This window comes from Klebsiella sp. GB_Kp047 (assembly GCF_040065235.1).
Taxonomy (GTDB): domain Bacteria; phylum Pseudomonadota; class Gammaproteobacteria; order Enterobacterales; family Enterobacteriaceae; genus Klebsiella; species Klebsiella quasipneumoniae.
This window is the reverse complement of sequence record NZ_JBEAJG010000028.1, coordinates 1-22,210: the sequence shown is the minus strand read 5'-3', so window position 1 is coordinate 22,210 and position 22,210 is coordinate 1. Positions and strand designations below refer to the sequence as shown.

The 22,210-nt window shown below is 56.0% G+C and carries 20 protein-coding genes, 1 rRNA gene and 1 pseudogene; 13 read left to right on the top strand and 9 right to left on the bottom strand.

All coding sequences use genetic code 11. The features are described from left to right. Positions 1–15 precede the first annotated feature (15 nt). The 7 genes from rng to ABLV76_RS08470 form a co-directional block, all read right to left on the bottom strand. The gene (gene rng / locus ABLV76_RS08500; protein ID WP_004206239.1) at positions 16–1,485 is read right to left on the bottom strand and encodes a ribonuclease G; all 1,470 of its coding nucleotides are present in this window, start codon (positions 1,483–1,485) and stop codon (positions 16–18) included. Positions 1,486–1,487: 2 nt separating this feature from the next. Further along, on the bottom strand, positions 1,488–2,069 hold the full coding sequence (locus ABLV76_RS08495) for a nucleoside triphosphate pyrophosphatase (RefSeq protein ID WP_004206240.1): 582 nt from the start codon (positions 2,067–2,069) through the stop codon (positions 1,488–1,490). 7 nt (positions 2,070–2,076) lie between these two features. Beyond that, entirely contained in the window at positions 2,077–2,565 is a 489-nt protein-coding gene (mreD, locus tag ABLV76_RS08490; RefSeq protein ID WP_002918648.1) for a rod shape-determining protein MreD, read from the bottom strand. Continuing rightward, complete coding sequence (mreC, locus tag ABLV76_RS08485; RefSeq protein ID WP_004206242.1) at positions 2,565–3,557, bottom strand: rod shape-determining protein MreC; 993 nt, start codon at positions 3,555–3,557, stop codon at positions 2,565–2,567. The genes mreD and mreC overlap by 1 nt, the downstream gene beginning before the upstream one ends. 70 nt (positions 3,558–3,627) lie before the next feature. Continuing rightward, complete coding sequence (gene mreB / locus ABLV76_RS08480) at positions 3,628–4,671, bottom strand: rod shape-determining protein MreB (protein WP_002918653.1); 1,044 nt, start codon at positions 4,669–4,671, stop codon at positions 3,628–3,630. Positions 4,672–4,976: 305 nt separating this feature from the next. Continuing rightward, positions 4,977–6,917 (bottom strand): RNase E specificity factor CsrD, encoded by a 1,941-nt coding sequence (csrD, locus tag ABLV76_RS08475; protein WP_004206243.1) that lies wholly within the window; start codon positions 6,915–6,917, stop codon positions 4,977–4,979. 79 nt (positions 6,918–6,996) lie between these two features. After that, the gene (locus tag ABLV76_RS08470; protein ID WP_017899936.1) at positions 6,997–7,188 is read right to left on the bottom strand and encodes a hypothetical protein; all 192 of its coding nucleotides are present in this window, start codon (positions 7,186–7,188) and stop codon (positions 6,997–6,999) included. Positions 7,189–7,419: 231 nt separating this feature from the next. On the opposite strand from ABLV76_RS08470, the gene msrP reads away from it, so the two are divergent. The 10 genes and pseudogenes from msrP (at position 7,420) to fis (ending at position 15,886) form a co-directional block, all read left to right on the top strand. Continuing rightward, a complete protein-coding gene (gene msrP / locus ABLV76_RS08465; protein WP_017899937.1) occupies positions 7,420–8,421 on the top strand; it encodes a protein-methionine-sulfoxide reductase catalytic subunit MsrP in 1,002 nt (333 codons plus the stop codon). Next, positions 8,421–9,020 carry a protein-methionine-sulfoxide reductase heme-binding subunit MsrQ gene (gene msrQ, locus ABLV76_RS08460; RefSeq protein ID WP_004206245.1) on the top strand — a complete coding sequence of 200 codons (600 nt, stop codon included), beginning with the start codon at positions 8,421–8,423 and terminating at the stop codon, positions 9,018–9,020. The genes msrP and msrQ overlap by 1 nt, the downstream gene beginning before the upstream one ends. 232 nt (positions 9,021–9,252) lie before the next feature. Further along, complete coding sequence (aroQ, locus tag ABLV76_RS08455) at positions 9,253–9,705, top strand: type II 3-dehydroquinate dehydratase (protein WP_004206246.1); 453 nt, start codon at positions 9,253–9,255, stop codon at positions 9,703–9,705. Positions 9,706–9,727: 22 nt separating this feature from the next. Continuing rightward, positions 9,728–10,195: an acetyl-CoA carboxylase biotin carboxyl carrier protein gene (accB, locus tag ABLV76_RS08450; protein ID WP_004206250.1), complete on the top strand. Its 468-nt coding sequence runs from the start codon at positions 9,728–9,730 to the stop codon at positions 10,193–10,195. Between the two features lie 10 nt (positions 10,196–10,205). Then, entirely contained in the window at positions 10,206–11,555 is a 1,350-nt protein-coding gene (accC, locus tag ABLV76_RS08445; protein WP_004174096.1) for an acetyl-CoA carboxylase biotin carboxylase subunit, read from the top strand. Positions 11,556–11,665: 110 nt separating this feature from the next. Continuing rightward, complete coding sequence (locus ABLV76_RS08440) at positions 11,666–11,908, top strand: DUF997 family protein (RefSeq protein WP_004206253.1); 243 nt, start codon at positions 11,666–11,668, stop codon at positions 11,906–11,908. Then, positions 11,898–13,349 carry a sodium/pantothenate symporter gene (gene panF, locus ABLV76_RS08435; protein WP_017899938.1) on the top strand — a complete coding sequence of 484 codons (1,452 nt, stop codon included), beginning with the start codon at positions 11,898–11,900 and terminating at the stop codon, positions 13,347–13,349. The genes ABLV76_RS08440 and panF overlap by 11 nt, the downstream gene beginning before the upstream one ends. 11 nt (positions 13,350–13,360) lie before the next feature. Continuing rightward, positions 13,361–14,242, top strand: a complete 882-nt coding sequence (prmA, locus tag ABLV76_RS08430) for a 50S ribosomal protein L11 methyltransferase (RefSeq protein WP_004144971.1) — start codon at positions 13,361–13,363, stop codon at positions 14,240–14,242. A 357-nt stretch (positions 14,243–14,599) separates the two neighbouring features. Next, positions 14,600–15,608: pseudogene (gene dusB / locus ABLV76_RS08425) on the top strand (tRNA dihydrouridine synthase DusB). Next, complete coding sequence (gene fis, locus ABLV76_RS08420) at positions 15,590–15,886, top strand: DNA-binding transcriptional regulator Fis (RefSeq protein ID WP_000462905.1); 297 nt, start codon at positions 15,590–15,592, stop codon at positions 15,884–15,886. The pseudogene dusB and the gene fis overlap by 19 nt, the downstream one beginning before the upstream one ends. Positions 15,887–15,970: 84 nt before the next feature. Here fis and envR read toward each other — a convergent pair whose 3' ends face one another. Next, positions 15,971–16,624, bottom strand: coding sequence for an acrEF/envCD operon transcriptional regulator (gene envR, locus ABLV76_RS08415; protein ID WP_048295647.1), 654 nt, complete (start codon positions 16,622–16,624; stop codon positions 15,971–15,973). A gap of 375 nt (positions 16,625–16,999) precedes the next feature. Between envR and ABLV76_RS08410 the strand changes: the two genes are divergently transcribed. The 3 genes from ABLV76_RS08410 (at position 17,000) to ABLV76_RS08400 (ending at position 21,777) form a co-directional block, all read left to right on the top strand. Further along, positions 17,000–18,139: an efflux RND transporter periplasmic adaptor subunit gene (locus ABLV76_RS08410; RefSeq protein ID WP_348878279.1), complete on the top strand. Its 1,140-nt coding sequence runs from the start codon at positions 17,000–17,002 to the stop codon at positions 18,137–18,139. A 12-nt stretch (positions 18,140–18,151) separates the two neighbouring features. Continuing rightward, positions 18,152–21,262: an efflux RND transporter permease subunit gene (locus tag ABLV76_RS08405; protein WP_049093700.1), complete on the top strand. Its 3,111-nt coding sequence runs from the start codon at positions 18,152–18,154 to the stop codon at positions 21,260–21,262. 293 nt (positions 21,263–21,555) lie between these two features. Next, positions 21,556–21,777, top strand: coding sequence for a membrane protein (locus tag ABLV76_RS08400; RefSeq protein ID WP_004206262.1), 222 nt, complete (start codon positions 21,556–21,558; stop codon positions 21,775–21,777). A gap of 227 nt (positions 21,778–22,004) precedes the next feature. Here the strand turns inward: ABLV76_RS08400 and rrf are convergent. Next, positions 22,005–22,120, bottom strand: a 5S ribosomal RNA gene (rrf, locus tag ABLV76_RS08395). Positions 22,121–22,210 lie beyond the last annotated feature (90 nt).

Sequence of the window (22,210 nt, the reverse complement as noted above, 5' to 3'; positions counted from 1 at the left end):
CAATGACGCGGTGTCTTACATCATAACCACATCGAACTGCTCTTGATTATAGAGCGGCTCAATTTGTACCTTCACCTGCTTGCCGACAAAGATCTCCACTTCAGCCAGCGCATGCGACTCTTCCCCTTTCAGGGTTTCCGCCACCGCAGGGGAAGCATAGACCAGGAAGCGATCGGAATCATAAGCATGATGCACGCGAACGATCTCACGCATAATCTCATAGCATACCGTTTCCACGGACTTTACCGTTCCGCGTCCGTGGCAGGTCGGGCATTCGTTGCACAGCACATGCTCCACGCTTTCGCGGGTGCGTTTCCGCGTCATCTCCACCAGACCCAGCTGGGAGAAACCGTTGATGCTGGTCTTCACCCGGTCTTTGCTGAGGGCCTGCTCCAGGGAGTGCAACACCCGCCGGCGATGGTCTTCATTGTTCATGTCGATGAAATCAATGATGATAATGCCGCCGAGGTTACGCAAACGCAGCTGGCGGGCTATCGCCTGGGTGGCTTCGATATTGGTATTGAAGATAGTATCGTCAAGATTGCGGTGCCCAACAAACGCCCCGGTGTTGATATCGATGGTGGTCATCGCCTCGGTCTGGTCGATGATCAGATAGCCCCCGGACTTGAGCTCGACTTTACGCTCCAGCGCGCGCTGAATTTCGTTCTCAACATCAAAGAGATCGAATATCGGCTGACGGCCGCTGTAGTGTTCCAGCTTGCTGGTCATTTCCGGGATATATTCGGCGGTAAATTCCAGCAGCGCCTCATAGGTCAGCCGCGAGTCGACGCGAATACGATCGAGATGCGCATCGGCAAAATCCCGCAGCACGCGCTGAGCCAGGGCCAGCTCGCCGTACAGCTGATAGCGGGTCTGGTTGCGCTTTTTGCGCTCCATCACTTTGGTCCATACGCGCTTAAGATAGGCGGCATCGGCGGCCATCTCCTGCTCGTGGACCCCTTCCGCGGCGGTGCGAATGATAAACCCGCCCTGCTCGTCGCAGTACTCTGCCACGACCTTTTTCAGCCGCTCGCGCTCGGCTTCGCTTTCAATCCGCTGAGAGACCCCCACATGGGAGGCGCCTGGCATAAAAACCAGATAGCGGGAAGGCAGGGTAATATCGGTGGTCAGACGCGCGCCTTTGGTACCGAGCGGATCTTTAACCACCTGAACCATCAGGTCCTGGCCCTGACGCACCAGCTCCGAAATATCGCGCACGGTAAACTGCTTTTGCTCCTCACCGGCAACGCATTCGGTATGCGGCATGATATCGGAGGCGTGGAGGAACGCCGCCTTATCCAGACCAATATCTACAAAAGCCGCCTGCATTCCCGGCAGCACTCGGCTAACACGACCTTTGTAGATATTGCCTACTATTCCGCGTCGCGCTTCACGCTCAATATGGATTTCCTGCAGAATACCGCCATCAATATACGCAACGCGCGTTTCGGATGGCGTTACGTTCACTAATAATTCAGCCGTCATCTTTATCCCTTTTCTTTACGCAGTGAGTTAAAGTTACTGAGCAACTCATACGTTTCCACCAGCGGTAAGCCGACTACGGCGTGATAGCTGCCATTAATCTTCCTGACGAAGCAGCCACCCAACCCTTGAATACCGTATGCACCTGCTTTATCTAAAGGCTCGCCGCTGGCCACATAATCGGCGATATCCTGCTCGCTGAGCGTTCGGAAGGTCACTTCCGTGACCACCAGACAATCCAACGTCTGCTGCTTATCCGCCAGCGCCACCGCGGTCATGACCTGATGGGTTTGGCCGGAAAGCAGGCGCAGCATCGCTGCAGCGTGTTCGGCGTCGCGCGGTTTTTCCAGCACTTCGCCGTTCAAAATAACAATCGTATCCGCTCCCAACACCGGCAAATCCCGCGATGCCAGCGCCACTCCGGCCTGCGCCTTTTCACGCGCCAGACGGACGACATAGTGCTGTGCGCTCTCCTGCGGCTGGCGCTGCTCCTCGATACCAGGAACCAGACGCTCGAACGCGAGACCAAGCTGAGTCAGCAGTTCCTGCCGACGCGGGGAACCAGAAGCAAGATACAGAGTTGTCATATCAACCTTATTGCACTGCAAATTGCTGACGCACTTTACGCATCAGCAGGAAGAGCCATGGCCAGAGGATACCGTTTACTACACTACTCCAGAATACTTCCGGACGGAAAGAGACGTTGATCACTAAAAACTCTGCCCAGAAAACAATGATATCCACGGCGAGGGATAACAGCATGACCACCAGCGCCTGTTGCCACAGCGCCAGGTTACGGAACAGCTGATACTTCAGCGCCACCAGATAGGCGACGATGCTTAAGGACAGCGCGCGAACGCCCAGCGTCGAGCCGCTGATGAGATCAAGAATAGCCCCCATCACGAAGCCCGTCCCCACGTTCACCCGGTGCGGCAGCGCGAGGATCCAGTACAGCAGGATCAATAATACCCAGTTGGGCCGGAAAACGCTGATGTCCGCCGGCCAGGGCATAATTTGCAGCAATAGCGCGATAAGAAACGAGAGCCAGATAACCCAGCGTCCCTGGCTACGGTAACTTGCCACTATTGCCCCCCTGCAGGCTGCGACGGCTGAGACGGCGTCAGCCCGGTGGCGGGCGCCGGCATCTGCGGCCCCATCGCATCCGGCGCAGGCAACACCTGCGGCATCATCTGCATCAGGCGTTCGTTAGCCACGCGATGAACCTCTTCCGGAGTCATCGGGTTAGCGCCATTGCGATCGGCGCCCCACAGCAGCAGCAGATAGCGCAAACGCTGCAGACCGGCCGTCGGACGCGCCTGGATCACCGTGTAGGCGCGCTGGGTGTCCAGTTTCACTGAAGAGACAACCCCAACCGGGTACCCTTCCGGGAAACGGCCGCCAAGACCGGAGGTCACCAGCACATCGCCGACGCGAATATCGGTATTGGCCGGCAGATGCTCAAGCTGGAGGTCGTCGGTGCAGCCGTTACCGGCGGCAATGACGCGAATGTCGTTACGCAGGACCTGGATCGGCAACGCATGGGTGGCATCACAGATCAGCAGTACCCGGCTGGTCATTTTCGCTACCGCCACGACCTGCCCCACCACGCCTTTATCGCTGATAACCGGCTGGCCTTCGTAGACGCCGTTGACGCTGCCCTTATCGATAACCACCTGATCGCTGTAGGGGTCGTTGACCGTTGAGATGACCTGGGTCACCATTTTTTGCTCGTCCTGGCGCAGCGGCGAGCCAAGCAGTTCACGCAGGCGTGCGTTCTCCTGCTTGTACTGGCCCAGCATCAGCAGATCGCTGTTTTTCAACAACAGCTCCTGACGCAGCGCGCGGTTTTCCAGTTCGAGCTGGTCACGGGTAGCCAGCGTCTGCGATACGCTGTCGAGCAGTTCCCGGGGACCATTAGAGACAAAGTAGAAAGGGCTGACGGCTGTATCCATGTACGTTCTGATTTGACTGAACGTACCCAGGCGGCTGTCGGCGATAATCACGCCAAGCGCCACCAGCACCGCCAGAATAAGGCGAATCTGTAGCGAGGGGCCACGGCTAAAAATTGGCTTCATAGGCTATGCGTATTCTCGTGTCAGTAAAGACCTGGGGCAGCGCGTAAGCCACCCCGGACCTTCAGGCTGACTACTCTTCGCTAAACAGGTCGCCGCCGTGCATGTCGATCATTTCCAGCGCCTTGCCGCCGCCACGCGCTACGCAGGTCAGCGGATCTTCAGCAACCACGACTGGAATACCGGTTTCTTCCATTAACAGACGGTCCAGGTTGCGCAGCAGCGCACCACCGCCGGTGAGAACCATCCCGCGCTCGGAGATATCAGACGCCAGTTCCGGCGGGCACTGCTCAAGGGCAACCATGACCGCGCTCACGATGCCGGTCAGCGGCTCCTGCAGCGCTTCAAGAATTTCGTTTGAGTTCAGGGTGAAACCGCGTGGCACGCCTTCCGCCAGGTTACGGCCGCGCACTTCAATTTCACGCACTTCATCGCCCGGATAAGCCGAACCGATTTCATGTTTGATACGCTCAGCGGTCGCTTCACCGATCAGGGAGCCGTAGTTACGACGCACGTAATTGATGACGGCTTCGTCGAAACGGTCGCCGCCGATACGCACGGAAGAAGAGTAAACCACGCCGTTCAGGGAGATAACCGCCACCTCGGTGGTACCGCCGCCGATATCCACCACCATGGAACCGGTCGCTTCAGAAACCGGCAGGCCAGCGCCGATCGCGGCCGCCATCGGTTCTTCAATCAGGAACACTTCGCGAGCGCCTGCGCCCTGCGCGGATTCACGGATAGCACGACGCTCAACCTGGGTGGCGCCAACCGGCACGCAGACCAGTACGCGCGGGCTCGGGCGCATAAAGCTGTTGCTGTGCACTTGTTTGATAAAGTGCTGCAGCATCTTTTCCGTCACGAAGAAGTCAGCGATAACGCCGTCCTTCATCGGGCGAATCGCCGCGATATTACCCGGGGTACGGCCGAGCATCTGCTTCGCTTCATGACCCACGGCGGCGACGCTTTTCGGCGATCCGGCACGATCCTGACGAATGGCCACCACGGAAGGCTCATTCAATACGATGCCTTGTCCTTTTACGTAAATAAGGGTATTCGCGGTACCCAGGTCAATGGACAGGTCATTGGAAAACATGCCACGAAATTTTTTTAACATACTAAGGGATAATCCTGAAAGCTGGGGCGGAAAACAAAATCCGCTTACTTTACCAACCACACGCAGCAGCGACAAGGCGCAAAAATCACCTGCTGCGGTGAAAATTAGTGCAGTTCATTTCCTTTGTTACAAATTTTTCCGACTCCGTTCATTGCTGAAATCTTCAGCAGCGCTCCACGCCTGAATTTGTAACCTGTCAAAGGAGGGTCACTGGCATTTACATTGCGATGATCCGGCAGGTAGACAAGCACACCCCCTTCACGATGGCGCGCGTTATTCTACGTGAAATCACGCTAAACGGCAGATCAAACCGAGTATCTTTGCGAATATTTTTTCACATTTGTGTCAAGTGGCTGTGAGGCGGCAAAAAATTCCCCCTGCCCGCCCGTGACACCGCATTGGGACAGTACCAGCCACTCGCTGCGGCTGCGTACGCCCGTCGCAAAAACTTGCATAGGCATGCCTTTACAGGCTTCCACCAGGCTTTGCACCAGCAGCTGGTTCTCGCTGCGCTTTTCGATGTTGCGCGCCAGCCCCGGATGCAGTTTGATCAGCTCCGCATCCAGCTGCTTGATCCAGCTAGTTCCCACCAGGGTTAACCCTGCCTGAACCACCGCCACCCGAACGCCAAGCGCGTTAACCAACCGCATAACCGGCTGCAGACGGCCGATATATTGACAAACATCTGCCTCAGCAAGTTCAAAAATAATCCGCTGACGCTGCGATTTTTCGCACTGCATCAGAGCATCACGCAGCCAGCGCTGGAATCGCGGACGGATCAGCGACTCCACCGACAGCTGGAGCGCCAGATTCTCCTCGGGCCAGAAGCCTAAAAATGGCAGCAGGCGCGTCACCTGCAGGCGGTCATACTCCTCCGCCAGGCCAAACTGCAGCACCATCGGCATATACTCGGCGGCGATCACCTCTTCCTTACCGTCGTACATCCGCGACATCAGTTCACGGTGATGCACCCGGCCATCGCGAGTGACGGCGGGTTTCTGATACAACCGCGGCCCGCCGCGGCTCAGCATCTGTTCGATCAGCGTCCGCCAGCGAACGTTGCCGCGGCCTTTCTCCGGAAGGGTATCGTCATAGACCGACCAGCTGTTGCTGCCCTGCAGCACCGCGTTGCGCGTTGCTGCTTCAGCATGTTCCATCACTTGCGCCGCCGATTGTCCACTGCGGAAAGAACAGATGCCGATATGCATCATATCGTCACGATCGAGAATGCGCGTCGGAGGCAGCGCGTCCATGGCCTTCAGCAACAGTCCGGCGATGCTATCCGCCTCTTTTAACGTGCGGTGCGGCAGCAGCACGGCGAAGTCGCTACGGTGATAGCGGGCCAGCAGCGCGCCAGGGTAACGCATAATAAAGGTAGAGAGCAGGTTGATTAGCGTGAAGTAATGTTCTTCGGCCGCCGCTCGTCCCCAGTTGTCCCGCAGCAGATCAAACTCCGGCAGACGGATCATCATCACGATGCCGTACGCCCCCACCTTCTCCTGATCTTCCAGCAGCGTGGCCAACTGATTGTCAAAAAACAGGCGATTGTTCAGCCCGGTTTTGGAATCCTGTGCCGCATAGGAGCGAATCAGCGTATCCATCCGGCTGCGCTGATCGCTGGCGAATTGCAGCTCCGACAGCAGCATATCCAGCGCGCTACTGGTGCTGGCAGGCCATTCATAGACTGACCCGCGCACCTGCGGCCCGCGCTCGCCGCTCAGGATGCGCGTGGAACGAAGCTCAAGCAGCTCCTGACCTGCCAGCTGGCGGCGTATCCAGCGGACGGCGAAGAAAATAATCACCACCATGAAGCCGATGGAGATCGACAGCGGGGCGGTGATTGACAGCGAACGGAAATAGTTCACCATCGGGTCAACGTAGACCAGATGCAGGGTGATACCGGGATGTTTCAACGACGGGACCGTGATCTCACGGAATTGCTCATGACTGCCCAGCGGGCGGTAGCTGTCGGTTCGGGAGTGGCTGTAGAGCGGTTTACCGTTAAGCATGAAATCGATATGCACGATCTCTATCGGCGTCATCAGCTCATCCAGCTGCGGCTCAAGCTTATCAAAAGAGGTGGTGATGAGCCGGTTATCCAGCATGGTCGCCACCGCCTGAACCCGGTTTTCGACCTTGTTCTCAATGCCGTTGTAAAAACTCAGCGAAGCGCCAATCAGCGTGACAAAGATGGTCAGGCTAGTTAGCAGCGTGATAAAGGCTGAGAACTTCGTCGTTAATCGCATCCCTGTGTTAACTCCGCGAGTGAATGACTGCCCGATGAACCATCAGGCTCCCGTGCCGGCGCGCGCCTTGACGCTAGCATTAACCTTTTAAAGCGCGACGCATACTATCAAAGATGGCGAGTCTGGCAATGGAATGCGTATTATCGGCGAAAGTATGCCGATAGCGAGTATAGTCGGCAGAAAAAATTTGCCAAACGCCGCCCGCCTGCGGCCTGCGCCAGAAGCGCTTTAATTTTAGACGCTGGATGGCAAACCCGCGCCAGCGGCGCACATTATTGCTAATTTTCCATCCTGCCAGCCTCCCGCCCGCTTTTTTCCCCTGCTAAAGATGCCGGGTCAGGCGCGTTAAAGGAAACGTCTTGCGCCACTTTCCGATGATTCCTGGACGACCGCGCCCCAGCTTCGGCGGTGGCGAATGCGCCTAATGTGCAATTTTTCGTGACATATTCGCGATTCATCGCCGCCTCCGTCATGCTTAGGGAAACGCATGACGGAGGACACCATGAAAAGAAAAAAACTGACGGAAGCCGACGTCACGGCCGAATCCGTTTTTATGCTCCAGCGGCGCCAGGTGCTGAAAATGCTGGGCATCAGCGCGACCGCCCTTTCGCTTCCCGCCGCCGCACAGGCCGACCTGCTGGACTGGTTTAAAGGCCACGACCGTCCGCCAGCCCCGGCGGGCAAGGCCCTGGACTTTGCTAAACCCGCTGAATGGCAGGCTAACCTGACGCTTACTCCGGAAGATAAAGTCTCCGGCTACAATAACTTTTATGAATTCGGCCTCGATAAAGCCGATCCGGCGGCGAACGCGGGTAGCCTGCGCACCGATCCCTGGACGTTGACCATCGGCGGTGAGGTGGCGAAGCCGCTGACCCTTGACCATGACGATCTGACCAAACGCTTCCCGCTGGAAGAGCGTATTTACCGTATGCGCTGCGTGGAAGCCTGGTCGATGGTGGTCCCCTGGGTCGGCTTCCCGCTGCATAAGCTGTTGGCGCTGGTGGAGCCCACCAGCAACGCGCGCTATGTGGCCTTCAAAACCCTCTATGCCCCGGATCAAATGCCCGGGCAGAAAGATCGGTTTATCGGCGGCGGGCTCGCTTACCCTTACGTGGAGGGGTTGCGGCTGGATGAAGCGCTGCACCCGCTGACGCTGCTCACCGTCGGGGTGTATGGCAAAGCGCTGCCGCCGCAAAACGGCGCGCCGGTCCGCCTTACCGTGCCGTGGAAGTACGGTTTCAAAGGCATTAAATCCATCGTCAGCATTGAACTGACCCGCGAGCGGCCACCGACCACCTGGAACCTCGCGGCGCCGGACGAATACGGCTTCTTCGCCAACGTCAATCCGCACGTCGATCACCCCCGCTGGTCACAGGCTAGCGAGCGGTTTATCGGTGCCGGCGGCGTGCTCGATGTGAAACGTCAACCGACGCTGCTGTTTAACGGCTATGCCGACGAGGTGGCGTCGCTGTATCGCGGCATGAATCTGCGGGAGAACTTCTAGTGCGTTTCACCGTCAAACAGATCGCCTGGTTGAAGGTTTTACTTCATCTGGCGGGGTTTTTGCCGCTGGTCTGGTTATTCTGGGCCGGGCACCAGGGCTACTTTAGCGCCGATCCGGCCAAGGATATCCAGCATTTTACCGGCAGGATGGCGCTGAAGTTTCTGCTGGCGACGCTGCTGGTCTCCCCGCTGGCGCGCTACGCGAAACAGCCATTATTGATTCGCGTTCGCCGCCTGTTAGGTTTATGGTGTTTCGCCTGGGCGACCCTGCACCTGACCAGCTATACCCTGCTGGAGCTGGGCATTAACAATCTGGCGCTACTGGGCTCGGAGATTATCAACCGCCCCTATCTGACGTTAGGCATGGTCAGTTGGGCGATCCTGCTGGCGCTGGCAGCGACGTCGACGCAGGCGATGCAGCGAAAACTGGGCCGCCGTTGGCAACTTTTACACAACTTCGTCTATCTGGTGGCGATCCTCGCGCCGATTCACTACCTGTGGTCAGTGAAGATCCTCTCACCGCAGCCCATCATTTATGCCCTGCTGGCAGTCGCGCTCCTGGCATGGCGTTACAAGAAGTTTCGCCAGTGGTGGCGCTGAATCCGGTAATGTGCAGTTTCCCGCAGATCCTTTATCAACCGCGACTCTTTTTAAGATAGCGGTTGATAATCTTCCCTGATAAGACCAGTATTTAGCTGCCAATTGCTACGAAATCGTTATAATGTGCGACTTTGGCTTTCCTGACAGGGTTTTCTGACCCTGAAAAGGTGACAAGGGCGCATTGAAGGTATATGTTGTTTTTTACCCGAAAATGGCAGGAGATCGCCACACGATGGCAGACAAGTTTCACATTTTGCTTTTGAATGGTCCAAACATTAACATGCTCGGTACCCGCGAGCCAGAGAAGTATGGATCTCTCACGCTGGCTGAGATTGTTAACCATTTAACATCTGAAGCAGCGGCGCTGAATGTGAGCCTGGATCACCTGCAGTCCAACGCGGAGCATGCGTTAATCGACCGAATTCATCAGGCTAAAGACAACGTGGACTATATCCTGATTAATCCGGCCGCGTTCACGCATACCAGCGTAGCAATCCGTGACGCGTTGCTTGCCGTGAACATCCCGTTTATCGAGATTCACCTGAGCAATGTGCATGCACGCGAACCCTTCCGCCAGCATTCGTATCTGTCAGATATCGCCGCTGGCGTTATCTGCGGACTGGGGGCGGACGGCTATTCATACGCTTTACAGACGGCGGTAAAACGCCTGTCACAATCACACTAAACAAAGAGTACGGAACCCACTCATGGATATTCGTAAGATTAAAAAACTGATCGAGCTGGTTGAAGAATCAGGTATCTCCGAACTGGAAATTTCTGAAGGCGAAGAGTCTGTTCGCATCAGCCGCTCTGCACCGGCCGCAAGCTATCCGGTTATGCAGCAGGCTTATGCTGCGCCGATGATGCAGCCTCAGGCACCTGCCGCCGCGGCTGCCGCGCCAGCTGCAGCAGCAGAAGCGCCGGCAAAAGCGGAAATCAGTGGTCACATCGTACGTTCCCCGATGGTTGGTACTTTCTATCGTACGCCAAGCCCGGACGCGAAAGCGTTTGTGGAAGTTGGCCAGAAAGTTAACGTGGGCGACACCCTGTGCATCGTCGAAGCGATGAAAATGATGAACCAGATCGAAGCCGACAAAGCCGGCGTGGTGAAAGCCATTCTGATCGAAAGCGGCCAACCGGTAGAATTCGACGAGCCGCTGGTAGTTATCGAGTAACGAGGCGAACATGCTGGATAAAATTGTCATCGCTAACCGTGGCGAGATCGCACTGCGCATCCTGCGTGCCTGTAAAGAACTGGGCATCAAGACCGTTGCTGTGCATTCCACCGCGGATCGCGATCTAAAACACGTATTGTTAGCGGATGAGACGGTCTGCATCGGTCCGGCTCCGTCCGTAAAAAGCTATCTGAACATCCCGGCTATCATCAGCGCCGCTGAGATCACCGGCGCGGTAGCAATTCACCCGGGGTATGGCTTCCTCTCTGAGAACGCCAACTTTGCTGAGCAGGTTGAGCGCTCCGGCTTTATCTTCATCGGCCCGAAAGCCGACACCATCCGCCTGATGGGCGACAAAGTGTCCGCGATCACCGCCATGAAAAAAGCCGGCGTCCCGACCGTACCCGGTTCTGACGGCCCGCTGACCGACGACATGGACGCTAACCGCGCCCATGCCAAACGCATCGGCTATCCGGTGATCATCAAGGCCTCCGGCGGCGGCGGCGGTCGCGGTATGCGCGTTGTGCGCAGCGATGCTGAACTGGCCCAGTCCATCTCCATGACCAAAGCGGAAGCCAAAGCGGCTTTCAACAACGACATGGTCTACATGGAGAAATACCTGGAAAACCCGCGTCACATCGAAATTCAGGTGCTGGCGGACGGTCAGGGTAACGCTATCTATCTGGCTGAACGTGATTGCTCCATGCAGCGCCGTCACCAGAAAGTGGTCGAAGAAGCGCCGGCGCCGGGCATCACCCCGGAACTGCGTCGCTACATCGGCGAGCGTTGCGCGAAAGCCTGTGTCGATATCGGCTACCGCGGGGCGGGTACCTTTGAGTTCCTGTTCGAAAACGGCGAGTTCTACTTCATTGAAATGAACACCCGTATCCAGGTAGAGCATCCGGTAACTGAAATGATCACCGGCGTTGACCTGATCAAAGAGCAGCTGCGTATCGCAGCCGGTCAGCCGCTGTCCATCAAGCAGGATGAAGTGGTGGTTCGCGGCCATGCGGTGGAATGCCGTATCAACGCCGAAGACCCGAACACCTTCCTGCCGAGCCCGGGTAAAATTACCCGTTTCCACGCGCCGGGCGGCTTTGGCGTGCGCTGGGAGTCCCATATTTACGCCGGTTACACCGTACCGCCGTACTATGACTCCATGATCGGCAAACTGATCTGCTACGGCGAAAGCCGTGACGTGGCGATTGCCCGCATGAAGAATGCGCTGCAGGAGCTGATCATCGATGGCATCAAGACCAACGTCGATCTGCAGATGCGCATTATGAGCGACGAGAACTTCCAGCATGGTGGCACCAACATCCACTATCTGGAGAAAAAACTCGGCTTGCAGGAAAAATAATTCTGCATTCTCAGCAAAAGGCCGGATTTTCCGGCCTTTTTTCTTTTTCTCTCTCCTCATCTATACCATGCGGTACAATCCCCGCTTTCTTCATCCTCAAGGGACAAAAAATGGACAAACGCTTTGTTCAGGCCCACAAAGAAGCGCGCTGGGCGCTGTGGCTGACCCTTCTCTATCTTGCCGCCTGGCTGGCCGCCGCCTATCTGCCGGGGGTGGCTATCGGTTTTACCGGCCTGCCCCACTGGTTTGAAATGGCCTGCCTGCTGGTTCCGCTGCTGTTTATTCTGCTGTGCTGGGCGATGGTCAAACTGGTTTTTCGCGACATTCCTCTGGAGGACGATGATGCAGTTTGAGGTCATTATTCCCCTGATCGCCTATCTGGTGGTGGTGTTCGGCTTATCCCTTTACGCCATGCGAAAACGAGCCTCAGGAAACTTTCTGAATGAGTACTTTCTCGGCAGCCGCTCGATGGGCGGCTTCGTGCTGGCCATGACGCTAACCGCCACCTATATCAGCGCCAGCTCATTTATCGGCGGACCCGGCGCCGCCTATAAATACGGCCTGGGTTGGGTGCTGCTGGCAATGATCCAGCTTCCCGCCATCTGGCTGTCGCTGGGCGTACTGGGAAAAAAATTCGCCATTCTTGCGCGCCGTTACAACGCCGTCACCCTCAATGACATGCTGTTTGCGCGCTACCAGAGTCGTCTGCTGGTCTGGCTGGCCAGCCTGAGTCTGCTGGTAGCCTTCGTTGGCGCCATGACCGTCCAGTTTATCGGCGGTGCCCGCCTGCTGGAGACGGCTGCGGGTATTCCCTACGATACCGGTCTGCTGATCTTCGGCATCAGCATCGCGCTGTATACCGCTTATGGCGGCTTTCGCGCCAGCGTGCTCAACGACACCATGCAGGGCATGGTGATGCTGATCGGCACGATCGTGCTGCTGGTGGGGGTGATCCACGCCGCCGGCGGGATTGGCCATGCGGTAGAGACCCTGCAGTCGATCGATGTCAAGCTGGTGTCCCCTCAGGGGGCGGAAGATATCCTCTCACCAACCTTTATGGCCTCGTTTTGGGTGCTGGTCTGCTTCGGCGTGATAGGCCTCCCGCATACCGCCGTGCGCTGTATCTCCTACAAAGACAGCAAAGCCGTGCATCGCGGCATCATTATCGGCACCATCGTGGTGGCGATCCTGATGTTTGGCATGCACCTGGCCGGCGCGTTAGGTCGGGCGGTGATCCCTGACCTCACCGTACCGGATCTGGTGATCCCGACGCTGATGGTCAAAGTGCTCCCGCCCTTTGCGGCAGGGATCTTTCTGGCCGCGCCGATGGCGGCGATTATGTCGACGATCAATGCCCAACTTCTGCAAAGTTCCGCTACGATCATCAAGGATCTGTATCTGAATTGGCGTCCGGATCAGGCGACTAACGAAAAGCGGCTAAAACGCATGTCCGCCGGCATTACGCTCCTGTTGGGTGTCCTGCTGCTGCTCGCGGCCTGGCGACCGCCAGAGATGATTATCTGGCTGAACCTGCTGGCCTTCGGCGGCCTGGAAGCCGTCTTTCTGTGGCCGCTGGTGCTGGGCCTGTATTGGGAACGTGCCAACGCGGCTGGCGCGCTGAGCGCGATGATCGTGGGTGGTGTACTGTATGCCGTACTTGCCACGCTGAAAGTGCAGTTTCTCGGCTTCCATCCGATCGTTCCCGCGCTGCTGCTGAGTTTACTGGCGTTTGTGGCAGGGAATCGTTTCGGCCGTCCCGCACCACAGCCACCTATTTTAACTACTGATAAATAAAGAGTTTTGCTATGCCATGGATCCAACTGAAACTAAATACCACCGGCGCGAACGCTGAAGATCTTAGCGATGCGCTGATGGAGGCCGGATCGGTCTCGATCACCTTCCAGGATACGCACGATACGCCGGTATTTGAGCCGTTACCCGGGGAAACCCGGCTGTGGGGCGACACCGACGTGATTGGCCTGTTCGATGCCGAAACCGATATGAAAGCGGTCGTTGCCCAACTGGAGCAGCACCCGCTGCTGGGCGCCGGATTCGCGCATAAGATCGAGCAGCTGGAAGATAAAGACTGGGAGCGGGAATGGATGGATAACTTCCATCCGATGCGCTTCGGTGAGCGGCTGTGGATCTGCCCGAGCTGGCGCGACGTTCCGGATGAAAATGCCGTCAACGTGATGCTCGATCCGGGTCTGGCCTTCGGTACCGGCACGCACCCGACGACATCCCTGTGCCTGCAGTGGCTCGATGGACTCGACCTCAACGGAAAAACGGTCATTGATTTCGGCTGCGGTTCCGGCATCCTGGCGATTGCCGCGCTGAAGCTGGGAGCCGCAAAAGCGATCGGCATTGATATCGACCCGCAGGCTATTCAGGCCAGCCGCGATAACGCACAGCGTAACGGCGTCTCTGAGCGTCTGGAGCTCTATCTTCCTCAGGACCAGCCCGAGTCGATGAAAGCCGACGTCGTGGTCGCCAATATCCTGGCTGGCCCGTTACGTGAGCTGGCGCCGTTAATCAGCGTCCTGCCCGTTTCAGGCGGTTTGCTGGGGCTTTCCGGCATCCTTGCCAGCCAGGCGGAGAGCGTCTGTGAAGCCTACGCCGATCTCTTCACCCTTGACCCGGTGGTCGAGAAAGAGGAGTGGTGCCGGATCACCGGCCGGAAAAACTAAGTGCAATGCGGCCTGTGGGCCGCATTTTTGTTTCCAGTAGCCACCAAATAATGCCAGGAAATGAGAGGCAGATCGCACTACAGAGCACTTTTTTGACTATAAAAACAGCGTTTTATATCGCCTGGTAGCGAGTTTGTCTAAGAAAAATCGAGAAGTTTTATGATTTTATAAATGGACACAAATTATCCATCAGCCATTAAATCAATGATTAATATAAGTATTTATTCATCCCTTTTACGTTAGTCCCGGATTCATTGATCTGCAACAGAGGATTGCTCAAAGTTTGGCCTTTCATCTCGTGCAAAAAATGCGTAATATACGCCGCCTTGCAGTCACAGTATGGTCATTTCTTAACTCATGCGCATCGGACACCACCAGCTCAGAAATCGCCTGATCGCAGCGCCCATGGCTGGCATTACTGACAGACCATTCCGGACGCTGTGCTACGAGATGGGAGCGGGTTTAACCGTTTCCGAGATGATGTCCTCTAATCCACAGGTGTGGGAGAGCGACAAGTCCCGTTTACGGATGGTGCATATTGATGAGCCCGGTATTCGTACCGTGCAAATCGCCGGTAGCGTGCCGGAAGAGATGGCTGCCGCCGCGCGGATTAACGTGGAAAGCGGCGCCCAGATTATTGATATCAATATGGGATGCCCGGCGAAAAAGGTGAATCGCAAGCTTGCAGGTTCAGCCCTCTTGCAGTACCCCGACCAGGTGAAGTCGATCCTGACGGCGGTCGTGAATGCGGTGGACGTTCCTGTGACTCTCAAGATTCGCACCGGTTGGGAACCGGAACACCGTAACTGCGTAGAGATTGCCCAACTGGCCGAAGAGTGTGGCATTCAGGCTCTGACTATTCACGGACGCACCCGCGCCTGCTTGTTTAACGGAGACGCTGAGTACGACAGTATTCGGGCAGTTAAGCAGAAAGTTTCCATTCCGATTATCGCGAATGGCGACATTACTGACCCGCTTAAAGCCAGAGCTGTGCTCGACTATACAGGGGCTGATGCCCTGATGATAGGCCGTGCAGCTCAGGGAAGACCCTGGATCTTTCGGGAAATCCAGCATTATCTGGACACTGGAGAGCTGCTGCCCCCGCTGCCGCTGGCAGAGGTCAAGCGCTTGCTTTGTGCGCACGTTCGGGAATTGCATGACTTTTATGGTCAGGCAAAAGGGTACCGAATCGCGCGTAAACACGTCTCCTGGTATCTTCAGGAACATGCTCCAGATGACCAGTTTCGGCGCACATTCAACGCCATTGAGGATGCCAGCGAACAGCTGGAGGCGTTGGAGGCATACTTCGAAAATTTTGCGTAATAGAAATAAAGAGCTGACAGAACTATGTTCGAACAACGCGTAAATTCTGACGTACTGACCGTTTCTACCGTTAACTCTCAGGATCAGGTAACTCAAAAGCCCCTGCGTGACTCGGTTAAACAGGCACTGAAGAACTATTTTGCTCAACTGAACGGTCAGGATGTGAATGACCTGTATGAGCTGGTACTGGCTGAAGTTGAACAGCCCCTGTTGGACATGGTGATGCAATACACCCGTGGTAACCAGACCCGCGCTGCCCTGATGATGGGCATCAACCGCGGTACGCTGCGTAAAAAACTGAAAAAATACGGCATGAACTGATACTAGTCAGTTGCTTGCTTGATATAAAAGGCGCTCTTCGGCATGGGGAAGCGCCTTTTTTATTACCTGCGACAGCGGGACACATCACTGATTCACCGCCCGCAGTACCGGCGCCTCCGATACATGAGCAGCACAGACTACCGCCATAACATTATCCACCAGCGCAGGCGCCTGCTGATAAAGATCGAAGCGTTGCGGATCGAGCAGCCAGTTTTTAATCAGCCCGGAAAAGGCGCTGTGTAAAACAATTAATATCACTTCAATATTTGTTTCGGCTGGCAATATATTGTTACGCACACAGCACTGAAGCATGCCGCCAATCAGCGAATAATTAAAGCCAATCCGCTGGCGAATTTCGTTTTCCGAAAGCATATCATTGGCAAACTCGCAGCGCTGATAAAGAATTTGCATCAGCGCGCGCTGGCGAGGATTCGCAGCAATATAGCGGAGCCCGGTAATAAACCGCTCGCGCAATGCATTTAACGGCTCCTGTTCATTCTCTGTCGCGAGGCTATGCTGAATCAAATCCCTGAGCGGTGGCTGCTGCTGCCACATTTCATTAAACAGCTCAGTCTTACTGGCAAAATGCCAGTATACGGCGCCGCGGGTCACTCCCGCCGCATCAGCAATATCCGTCAGGGTTGTGTTGGTCACTCCCCGCAGGGCGAACTGCTGGATCGCGGACTCAATCAGGAGCTGCCGCGTGCGTAGCGCCTCTTCTTTCGTTTTTCTAGCCATACAAGCCCCTTCCCGTCAGACAGGTTATTCAGGATTTTCTGAAGATCGCTTAACCTAACATTTGTCATGGAATATTTTTTAGCAAAAATGCAGACAAGTTAATTCTGAAGCTGTCGCCAAATAAATTACCCAAAAGAATATTAATAAATAACCCATTCACTGAATTGATGTCTATTTATTAAGTTTTACAATTGAGGTAAATAGCAAAAAAATCCTGCGCGCTTTTTTGTTTTTGCGTGCCTTGCTGATTGCTCAAAAATAAGTATCCCTTACATCCAGCGGCGTTTATTTGTAGGATGGCAAACTGCTTTTTAATTCCCTCTTTCTTTCACAGATTCGCCGCCGAATTTGGCACGTAATCTATAAGGAACCGCCATGACAACTCACGCCAGAGTGACACTTTTATCCGGTTTAATTATCTCGGCCTTATTGCTTACCGGCTGCGATAATTCGGACAACCCGCAACCCCATGCCCAGGCGCCGCAGGTGACGGTCCATGTCGTGAACAGCGCGCCGCTGTCGGTCACCACCGAACTGCCAGGCCGAACTTCAGCTTTTCGCGTGGCGGAAGTCCGCCCTCAGGTAAGCGGTATCATCCTGAAGCGTAACTTTGTTGAAGGAAGCGATGTCGAAGCAGGCCAGTCGCTCTATCAGATCGATCCGGCAACCTACCAGGCGGCGTGGAACAGCGCCAAGGGCGATGAGGCAAAAGCCGAAGCCGCAGCCGCCATCGCCCACTTAACGGTGAAACGCTACGTTCCGCTGCTGGGCACCAAGTATATCAGTCAGCAGGAATACGATCAGGCGGTGGCCACCGCCCGCCAGGCCGACGCTGACGTCATCGCCACCAAAGCCTCCGTGGAAAGCGCCCGCATCAACCTGGCCTACACCAAAGTGACCTCTCCCATTAGCGGACGCATCGGTAAATCGAGCGTCACCGAGGGAGCGTTGGTCACCAACGGTCAGTCGGATGCCCTGGCTACCGTCCAGCAGCTCGATCCGATCTACGTCGACGTGACGGAATCCAGCAATGACTTCATGCGCCTTAAGCAGGAAAGCCTGCAACGCGGCGGCGACACCAAAAGCGTTGAGCTGGTGATGGAGAACGGTCAGGCCTATCCGCTTAAGGGTTCGCTGCAGTTCTCCGACGTGACTGTCGATGAAAGTACAGGTTCAATTACCCTGCGCGCTATCTTCCCTAACCCACAGCATGTCCTGCTGCCGGGAATGTTCGTTCGCGCCCGCATCGATGAAGGCACCGATCCGCAGGCCATCCTGGTGCCGCAGCAGGGGGTGACCCGTACGCCGCGGGGCGATGCCTCCGTCATGCTGGTGAATGACAAAAACCAGGTTGAAACCCGTCAGGTGGTAGCTTCCCAGGCCGTGGGCGATAAGTGGCTTATCACCAGCGGGCTGAAGCCGGGCGATAAGGTGATTATCAGCGGCTTACAGAAAGTCCGTCCAGGCGTCACCGTTAAAGCAGAAGCGGAGCGTGCGGCACCGGTCGGACAATAAGGATACCCAGCCATGTCTAAGTTTTTTATCCATCGACCAGTCTTTGCCTGGGTGCTGGCGATCATCATGATGATTGCCGGAGGTCTGGCCATTCTGCAGTTGCCGATAGCGCAGTATCCGACGATAGCGCCCCCTGCGGTGGCGATCTCCGCTACCTATCCTGGTGCGGATGCCCAGACCGTGCAGGACACGGTCACTCAGGTTATTGAGCAGAACATGAACGGTATCGACAACCTGATGTATATGTCGTCGACCAGCGATTCCGCCGGCTCAGTAACCATCACGCTTACCTTTAAGTCCGGCACCGATCCGGATATCGCCCAGGTGCAGGTGCAAAACAAACTGCAGCTGGCCACCCCGCTGCTGCCTCAGGAAGTCCAGCAGCAGGGAATTAGCGTAGAAAAGTCCAGCAGCAGCTTCCTGCTGGTGGCCGGCTTTATCTCTGATAACCCGGTCACTACCCAGGACGATATTTCCGACTATGTCGCCTCTAATGTTAAAGATCCCATCAGCCGCCTCAACGGTGTGGGCGATGTCCAGCTGTTTGGCGCACAGTACGCCATGCGCATCTGGCTGGATGGCAACCTGCTGAACAAATACAACCTGACGCCAGTGGATGTCATTAATGCGCTGCAGGTTCAGAACGATCAGATCGCCGCCGGCCAGCTGGGCGGTACGCCAGCGCTAAAAGGCCAGCAGCTCAATGCGTCGATCATTGCCCAGACGCGGCTTAAAGATCCGCAGGAGTTTGGCAAGGTCACGCTGCGGGTCAATGCCGATGGCTCTGTCGTCCATCTGAAAGATGTCGCCCGCATTGAGCTGGGCGGAGAGAACTACAACGTCGTCGCCAGAATTAACGGTAAGCCCGCCTCTGGTCTGGGTATTAAGCTTGCGACCGGCGCCAACGCGCTGGATACCGCCACGGCGATTAAAGCGAAGCTAGCCGAACTGCAGCCTTACTTCCCCCAGGGAATGAAGGTGGTCTATCCGTACGATACGACCCCTTTCGTTAAAATCTCTATTCACGAAGTGGTCAAAACGCTATTTGAAGCGATTATTCTCGTCTTCCTTGTCATGTATCTGTTCCTGCAGAACATGCGCGCAACGCTCATTCCGACCATTGCCGTGCCCGTCGTGCTGTTGGGCACCTTCGCCGTACTGTCGATGTTTGGCTACTCCATCAACACCCTGACGATGTTTGGCATGGTGCTGGCGATAGGTCTGCTGGTCGATGACGCTATCGTCGTAGTGGAAAACGTTGAGCGCGTGATGGTTGAGGAAAAACTCTCGCCAAAAGAAGCGACGGAAAAGTCGATGTCGCAGATCCAGGGGGCGCTGGTGGGTATCGCCATGGTGCTCTCTGCGGTATTCGTGCCGATGGCCTTCTTCGGCGGTTCCACCGGCGCGATTTATCGCCAGTTTTCGATCACCATCGTTTCCGCCATGGCGCTCTCCGTGCTGGTTGCCCTGGTCCTGACGCCAGCGCTCTGCGCCACGTTGTTAAAGCCGTCCTCGGTCGAACACCATGAGAAAAAAGGCTTCTTCGGCTGGTTTAACGCCCGCTTTGACCAGAGCGTTAACCACTACACCAACAGCGTCAGCGGTATTTTGCGTGGAACCGGCCGTTACCTGGTGATCTATCTGCTGATCGTCGTGGGAATGGCCGTGCTGTTTATGCGTCTCCCGACATCCTTTCTACCCGATGAAGACCAGGGGGTCTTCCTGACCATGATCCAGCTGCCCTCCGGCGCCACCCAGGAGCGGACACAGAAAGTGCTGGATACCGTGACCGACTACTATCTACATAAGGAGAAGGCTAACGTCGACAGCGTCTTTACCGTGAACGGCTTCAGCTTCAGCGGCCAGGGGCAAAACTCCGGCATGGCGTTTGTCAGCCTGAAACCCTGGGAAGCGCGCAGCGGTGATGAAAACAGCGTGGAGTCCATCATCAAGCGAGCCACCGTGGCCTTCAGCCAGATCAAGGACGCCATGGTTTTCCCGTTCAACATGCCTGCCATTATTGAGCTGGGTACCGCCACCGGCTTCGACTTTGAGCTGATCGACCAGGGCGGGCTAGGTCATACCGCCCTGACGCAGGCGCGCAATCAACTGCTGGGCATGGTGAAACAGCATCCGGATCAGCTGGTGCGGGTACGGCCTAATGGGCTGGAAGATACGCCGCAGTTCAAACTGGATGTCGACCAGGAAAAAGCGCAGGCGCTGGGCGTATCGCTCTCCGATATCAATGAAACGATATCAGCCGCGCTGGGCGGGTACTACGTCAATGACTTTATTGACCGTGGTCGCGTCAAGAAAGTGTACGTCCAGGCTGATGCCCATTTCCGTATGCTGCCGAGCGACATTAACAATATGTATGTTCGTAGCGCCAATGGCGAAATGGTCCCGTTCTCCGCCTTCGTCACTTCGCGCTGGATTTATGGCTCGCCGCGTCTGGAACGCTACAACGGTTTACCCTCCATGGAAATCCTCGGTGAAGCCTCGCCGGGTAAAAGTACCGGGGAAGCCATGGCGCTGATGGAAGCGCTGGCCAGTAAGCTGCCGAGCGGCATTGGTTACGACTGGACCGGGATGTCTTACCAGGAACGCCTTTCCGGCAACCAGGCTCCCGCGCTTTATGCCATCTCGCTGATTGTCGTCTTCCTGTGCCTGGCGGCGCTGTATGAGAGCTGGTCGATTCCATTCTCAGTCATGTTAGTGGTTCCGCTGGGGGTGATCGGCGCGCTGTTAGCCGCCACGCTGCGTGGGCTGAATAATGACGTGTACTTTCAGGTAGGCCTTCTGACCACGATCGGTTTGTCGGCGAAGAACGCGATCCTGATCGTCGAATTCGCCAAGGATCTGATGGAGAAAGAGGGGAAAGGGATCATTGAAGCAACCCTGGAGGCATCGCGGATGCGCCTGCGACCCATTCTGATGACCTCTCTGGCTTTTATTCTCGGAGTCATGCCGCTGGTGATTAGCCATGGTGCCGGCAGCGGGGCGCAGAATGCGGTAGGTACCGGCGTCATGGGCGGGATGCTAACCGCGACACTGCTGGCGATCTTCTTTGTTCCGGTCTTCTTTGTGGTCGTCAGACGACGTTTTACCCGGCACGCTGAATAACCCGGCCTGGTTTTAAAGGCGCCCCCTGCGGGCGCTTTTTTTTCGCCAGGCATATTAGCAACCCGCTCAGCTTCCCGCTATCTGACAACCTCTATCGCATGCGGCAGCGCGGGGAGACGATCTTTCTCTCCATCTTTTCTGCATATTCCCCTGCTTATCTTCACGATATTTACGTGGCTCATATATTGAGATGATTTCGGCATCCGGGCCGGACAATCCGCGGTGATAAAATAAGCCATTCCGTTCTGCACTGGCTCTCAGTACAACCCTGCGGATTATCCAGAGGTAATATCATGAAAAAGTATTTAATCGTGGCGCTGCTGGCCTCTCTGCTGGCAGGCTGTGCCCATGACTCTCCCTGCGTGCCGGTTTATGACTCGCAAGGCCGCTTAGTCCACACCAATACCTGTATGAAGGGCACAACAGAAGACAACTGGGACACGGCAGGCGCGATCGCCGGGGGAGCCGCCGCGGTAGCCGGCCTCACGTTAGGGATCGTCGCGCTGACCCGTTAATTCACCCCCGACCAGCAGATACTGGGGCTAGCGTCGAACCTGTATCTGCTCTTCTGCGCATCATCCACATGACAACCGGGCAAATAAACTCTCTGTCCCTTGCTGCATTACGAGCAAATCGACTTTGACGGGTTTCCCCCTGGTGGCAGGACTGTTTATCAACAGATAACAGATAACACAAAAGCAGAAGGCCCAGTCGAAAGACTGGGCCTTCTGCTTTATTTGATGCCTGGCGATTCCCTACTCTCACATGGGGAGACCCCACACTACCATCGGCGCTACGACGTTTCACTTCTGAGTTCGGCATGGGGTCAGGTGGGACCGCCGCACTATTGTCGCCAGGCAAATTCTTTACAACGTGCCGAACTTTAACCTAAAAAGTGGTGCTGATACCCAGAGTCGAACTGGGGACCTCACCCTTACCAAGGGTGCG

Bases quoted from the DNA above. Each gene is read 5' to 3' on its own strand.
- prmA (WP_004144971.1), top strand. From the start codon at position 13,361: ATGCCATGGATCCAACTGAAACTAAATACCACCGGCGCGAACGCTGAA.
- ABLV76_RS08410 (WP_348878279.1), top strand. From the start codon at position 17,000: ATGACAACTCACGCCAGAGTGACACTTTTATCCGGTTTAATTATCTCG.
- csrD (WP_004206243.1), bottom strand. From the start codon at position 6,917: ATGCGATTAACGACGAAGTTCTCAGCCTTTATCACGCTGCTAACTAGC.
- accB (WP_004206250.1), top strand. From the start codon at position 9,728: ATGGATATTCGTAAGATTAAAAAACTGATCGAGCTGGTTGAAGAATCA.
- ABLV76_RS08495 (WP_004206240.1), bottom strand. From the start codon at position 2,069: ATGACAACTCTGTATCTTGCTTCTGGTTCCCCGCGTCGGCAGGAACTG.
- aroQ (WP_004206246.1), top strand. From the start codon at position 9,253: ATGGCAGACAAGTTTCACATTTTGCTTTTGAATGGTCCAAACATTAAC.
- mreB (WP_002918653.1), bottom strand. From the start codon at position 4,671: ATGTTAAAAAAATTTCGTGGCATGTTTTCCAATGACCTGTCCATTGAC.
- ABLV76_RS08440 (WP_004206253.1), top strand. From the start codon at position 11,666: ATGGACAAACGCTTTGTTCAGGCCCACAAAGAAGCGCGCTGGGCGCTG.
- accC (WP_004174096.1), top strand. From the start codon at position 10,206: ATGCTGGATAAAATTGTCATCGCTAACCGTGGCGAGATCGCACTGCGC.
- envR (WP_048295647.1), bottom strand. From the start codon at position 16,624: ATGGCTAGAAAAACGAAAGAAGAGGCGCTACGCACGCGGCAGCTCCTG.
- ABLV76_RS08405 (WP_049093700.1), top strand. From the start codon at position 18,152: ATGTCTAAGTTTTTTATCCATCGACCAGTCTTTGCCTGGGTGCTGGCG.
- mreC (WP_004206242.1), bottom strand. From the start codon at position 3,557: ATGAAGCCAATTTTTAGCCGTGGCCCCTCGCTACAGATTCGCCTTATT.
- msrP (WP_017899937.1), top strand. From the start codon at position 7,420: ATGAAAAGAAAAAAACTGACGGAAGCCGACGTCACGGCCGAATCCGTT.
- panF (WP_017899938.1), top strand. From the start codon at position 11,898: ATGCAGTTTGAGGTCATTATTCCCCTGATCGCCTATCTGGTGGTGGTG.
- ABLV76_RS08400 (WP_004206262.1), top strand. From the start codon at position 21,556: ATGAAAAAGTATTTAATCGTGGCGCTGCTGGCCTCTCTGCTGGCAGGC.
- rng (WP_004206239.1), bottom strand. From the start codon at position 1,485: ATGACGGCTGAATTATTAGTGAACGTAACGCCATCCGAAACGCGCGTT.
- fis (WP_000462905.1), top strand. From the start codon at position 15,590: ATGTTCGAACAACGCGTAAATTCTGACGTACTGACCGTTTCTACCGTT.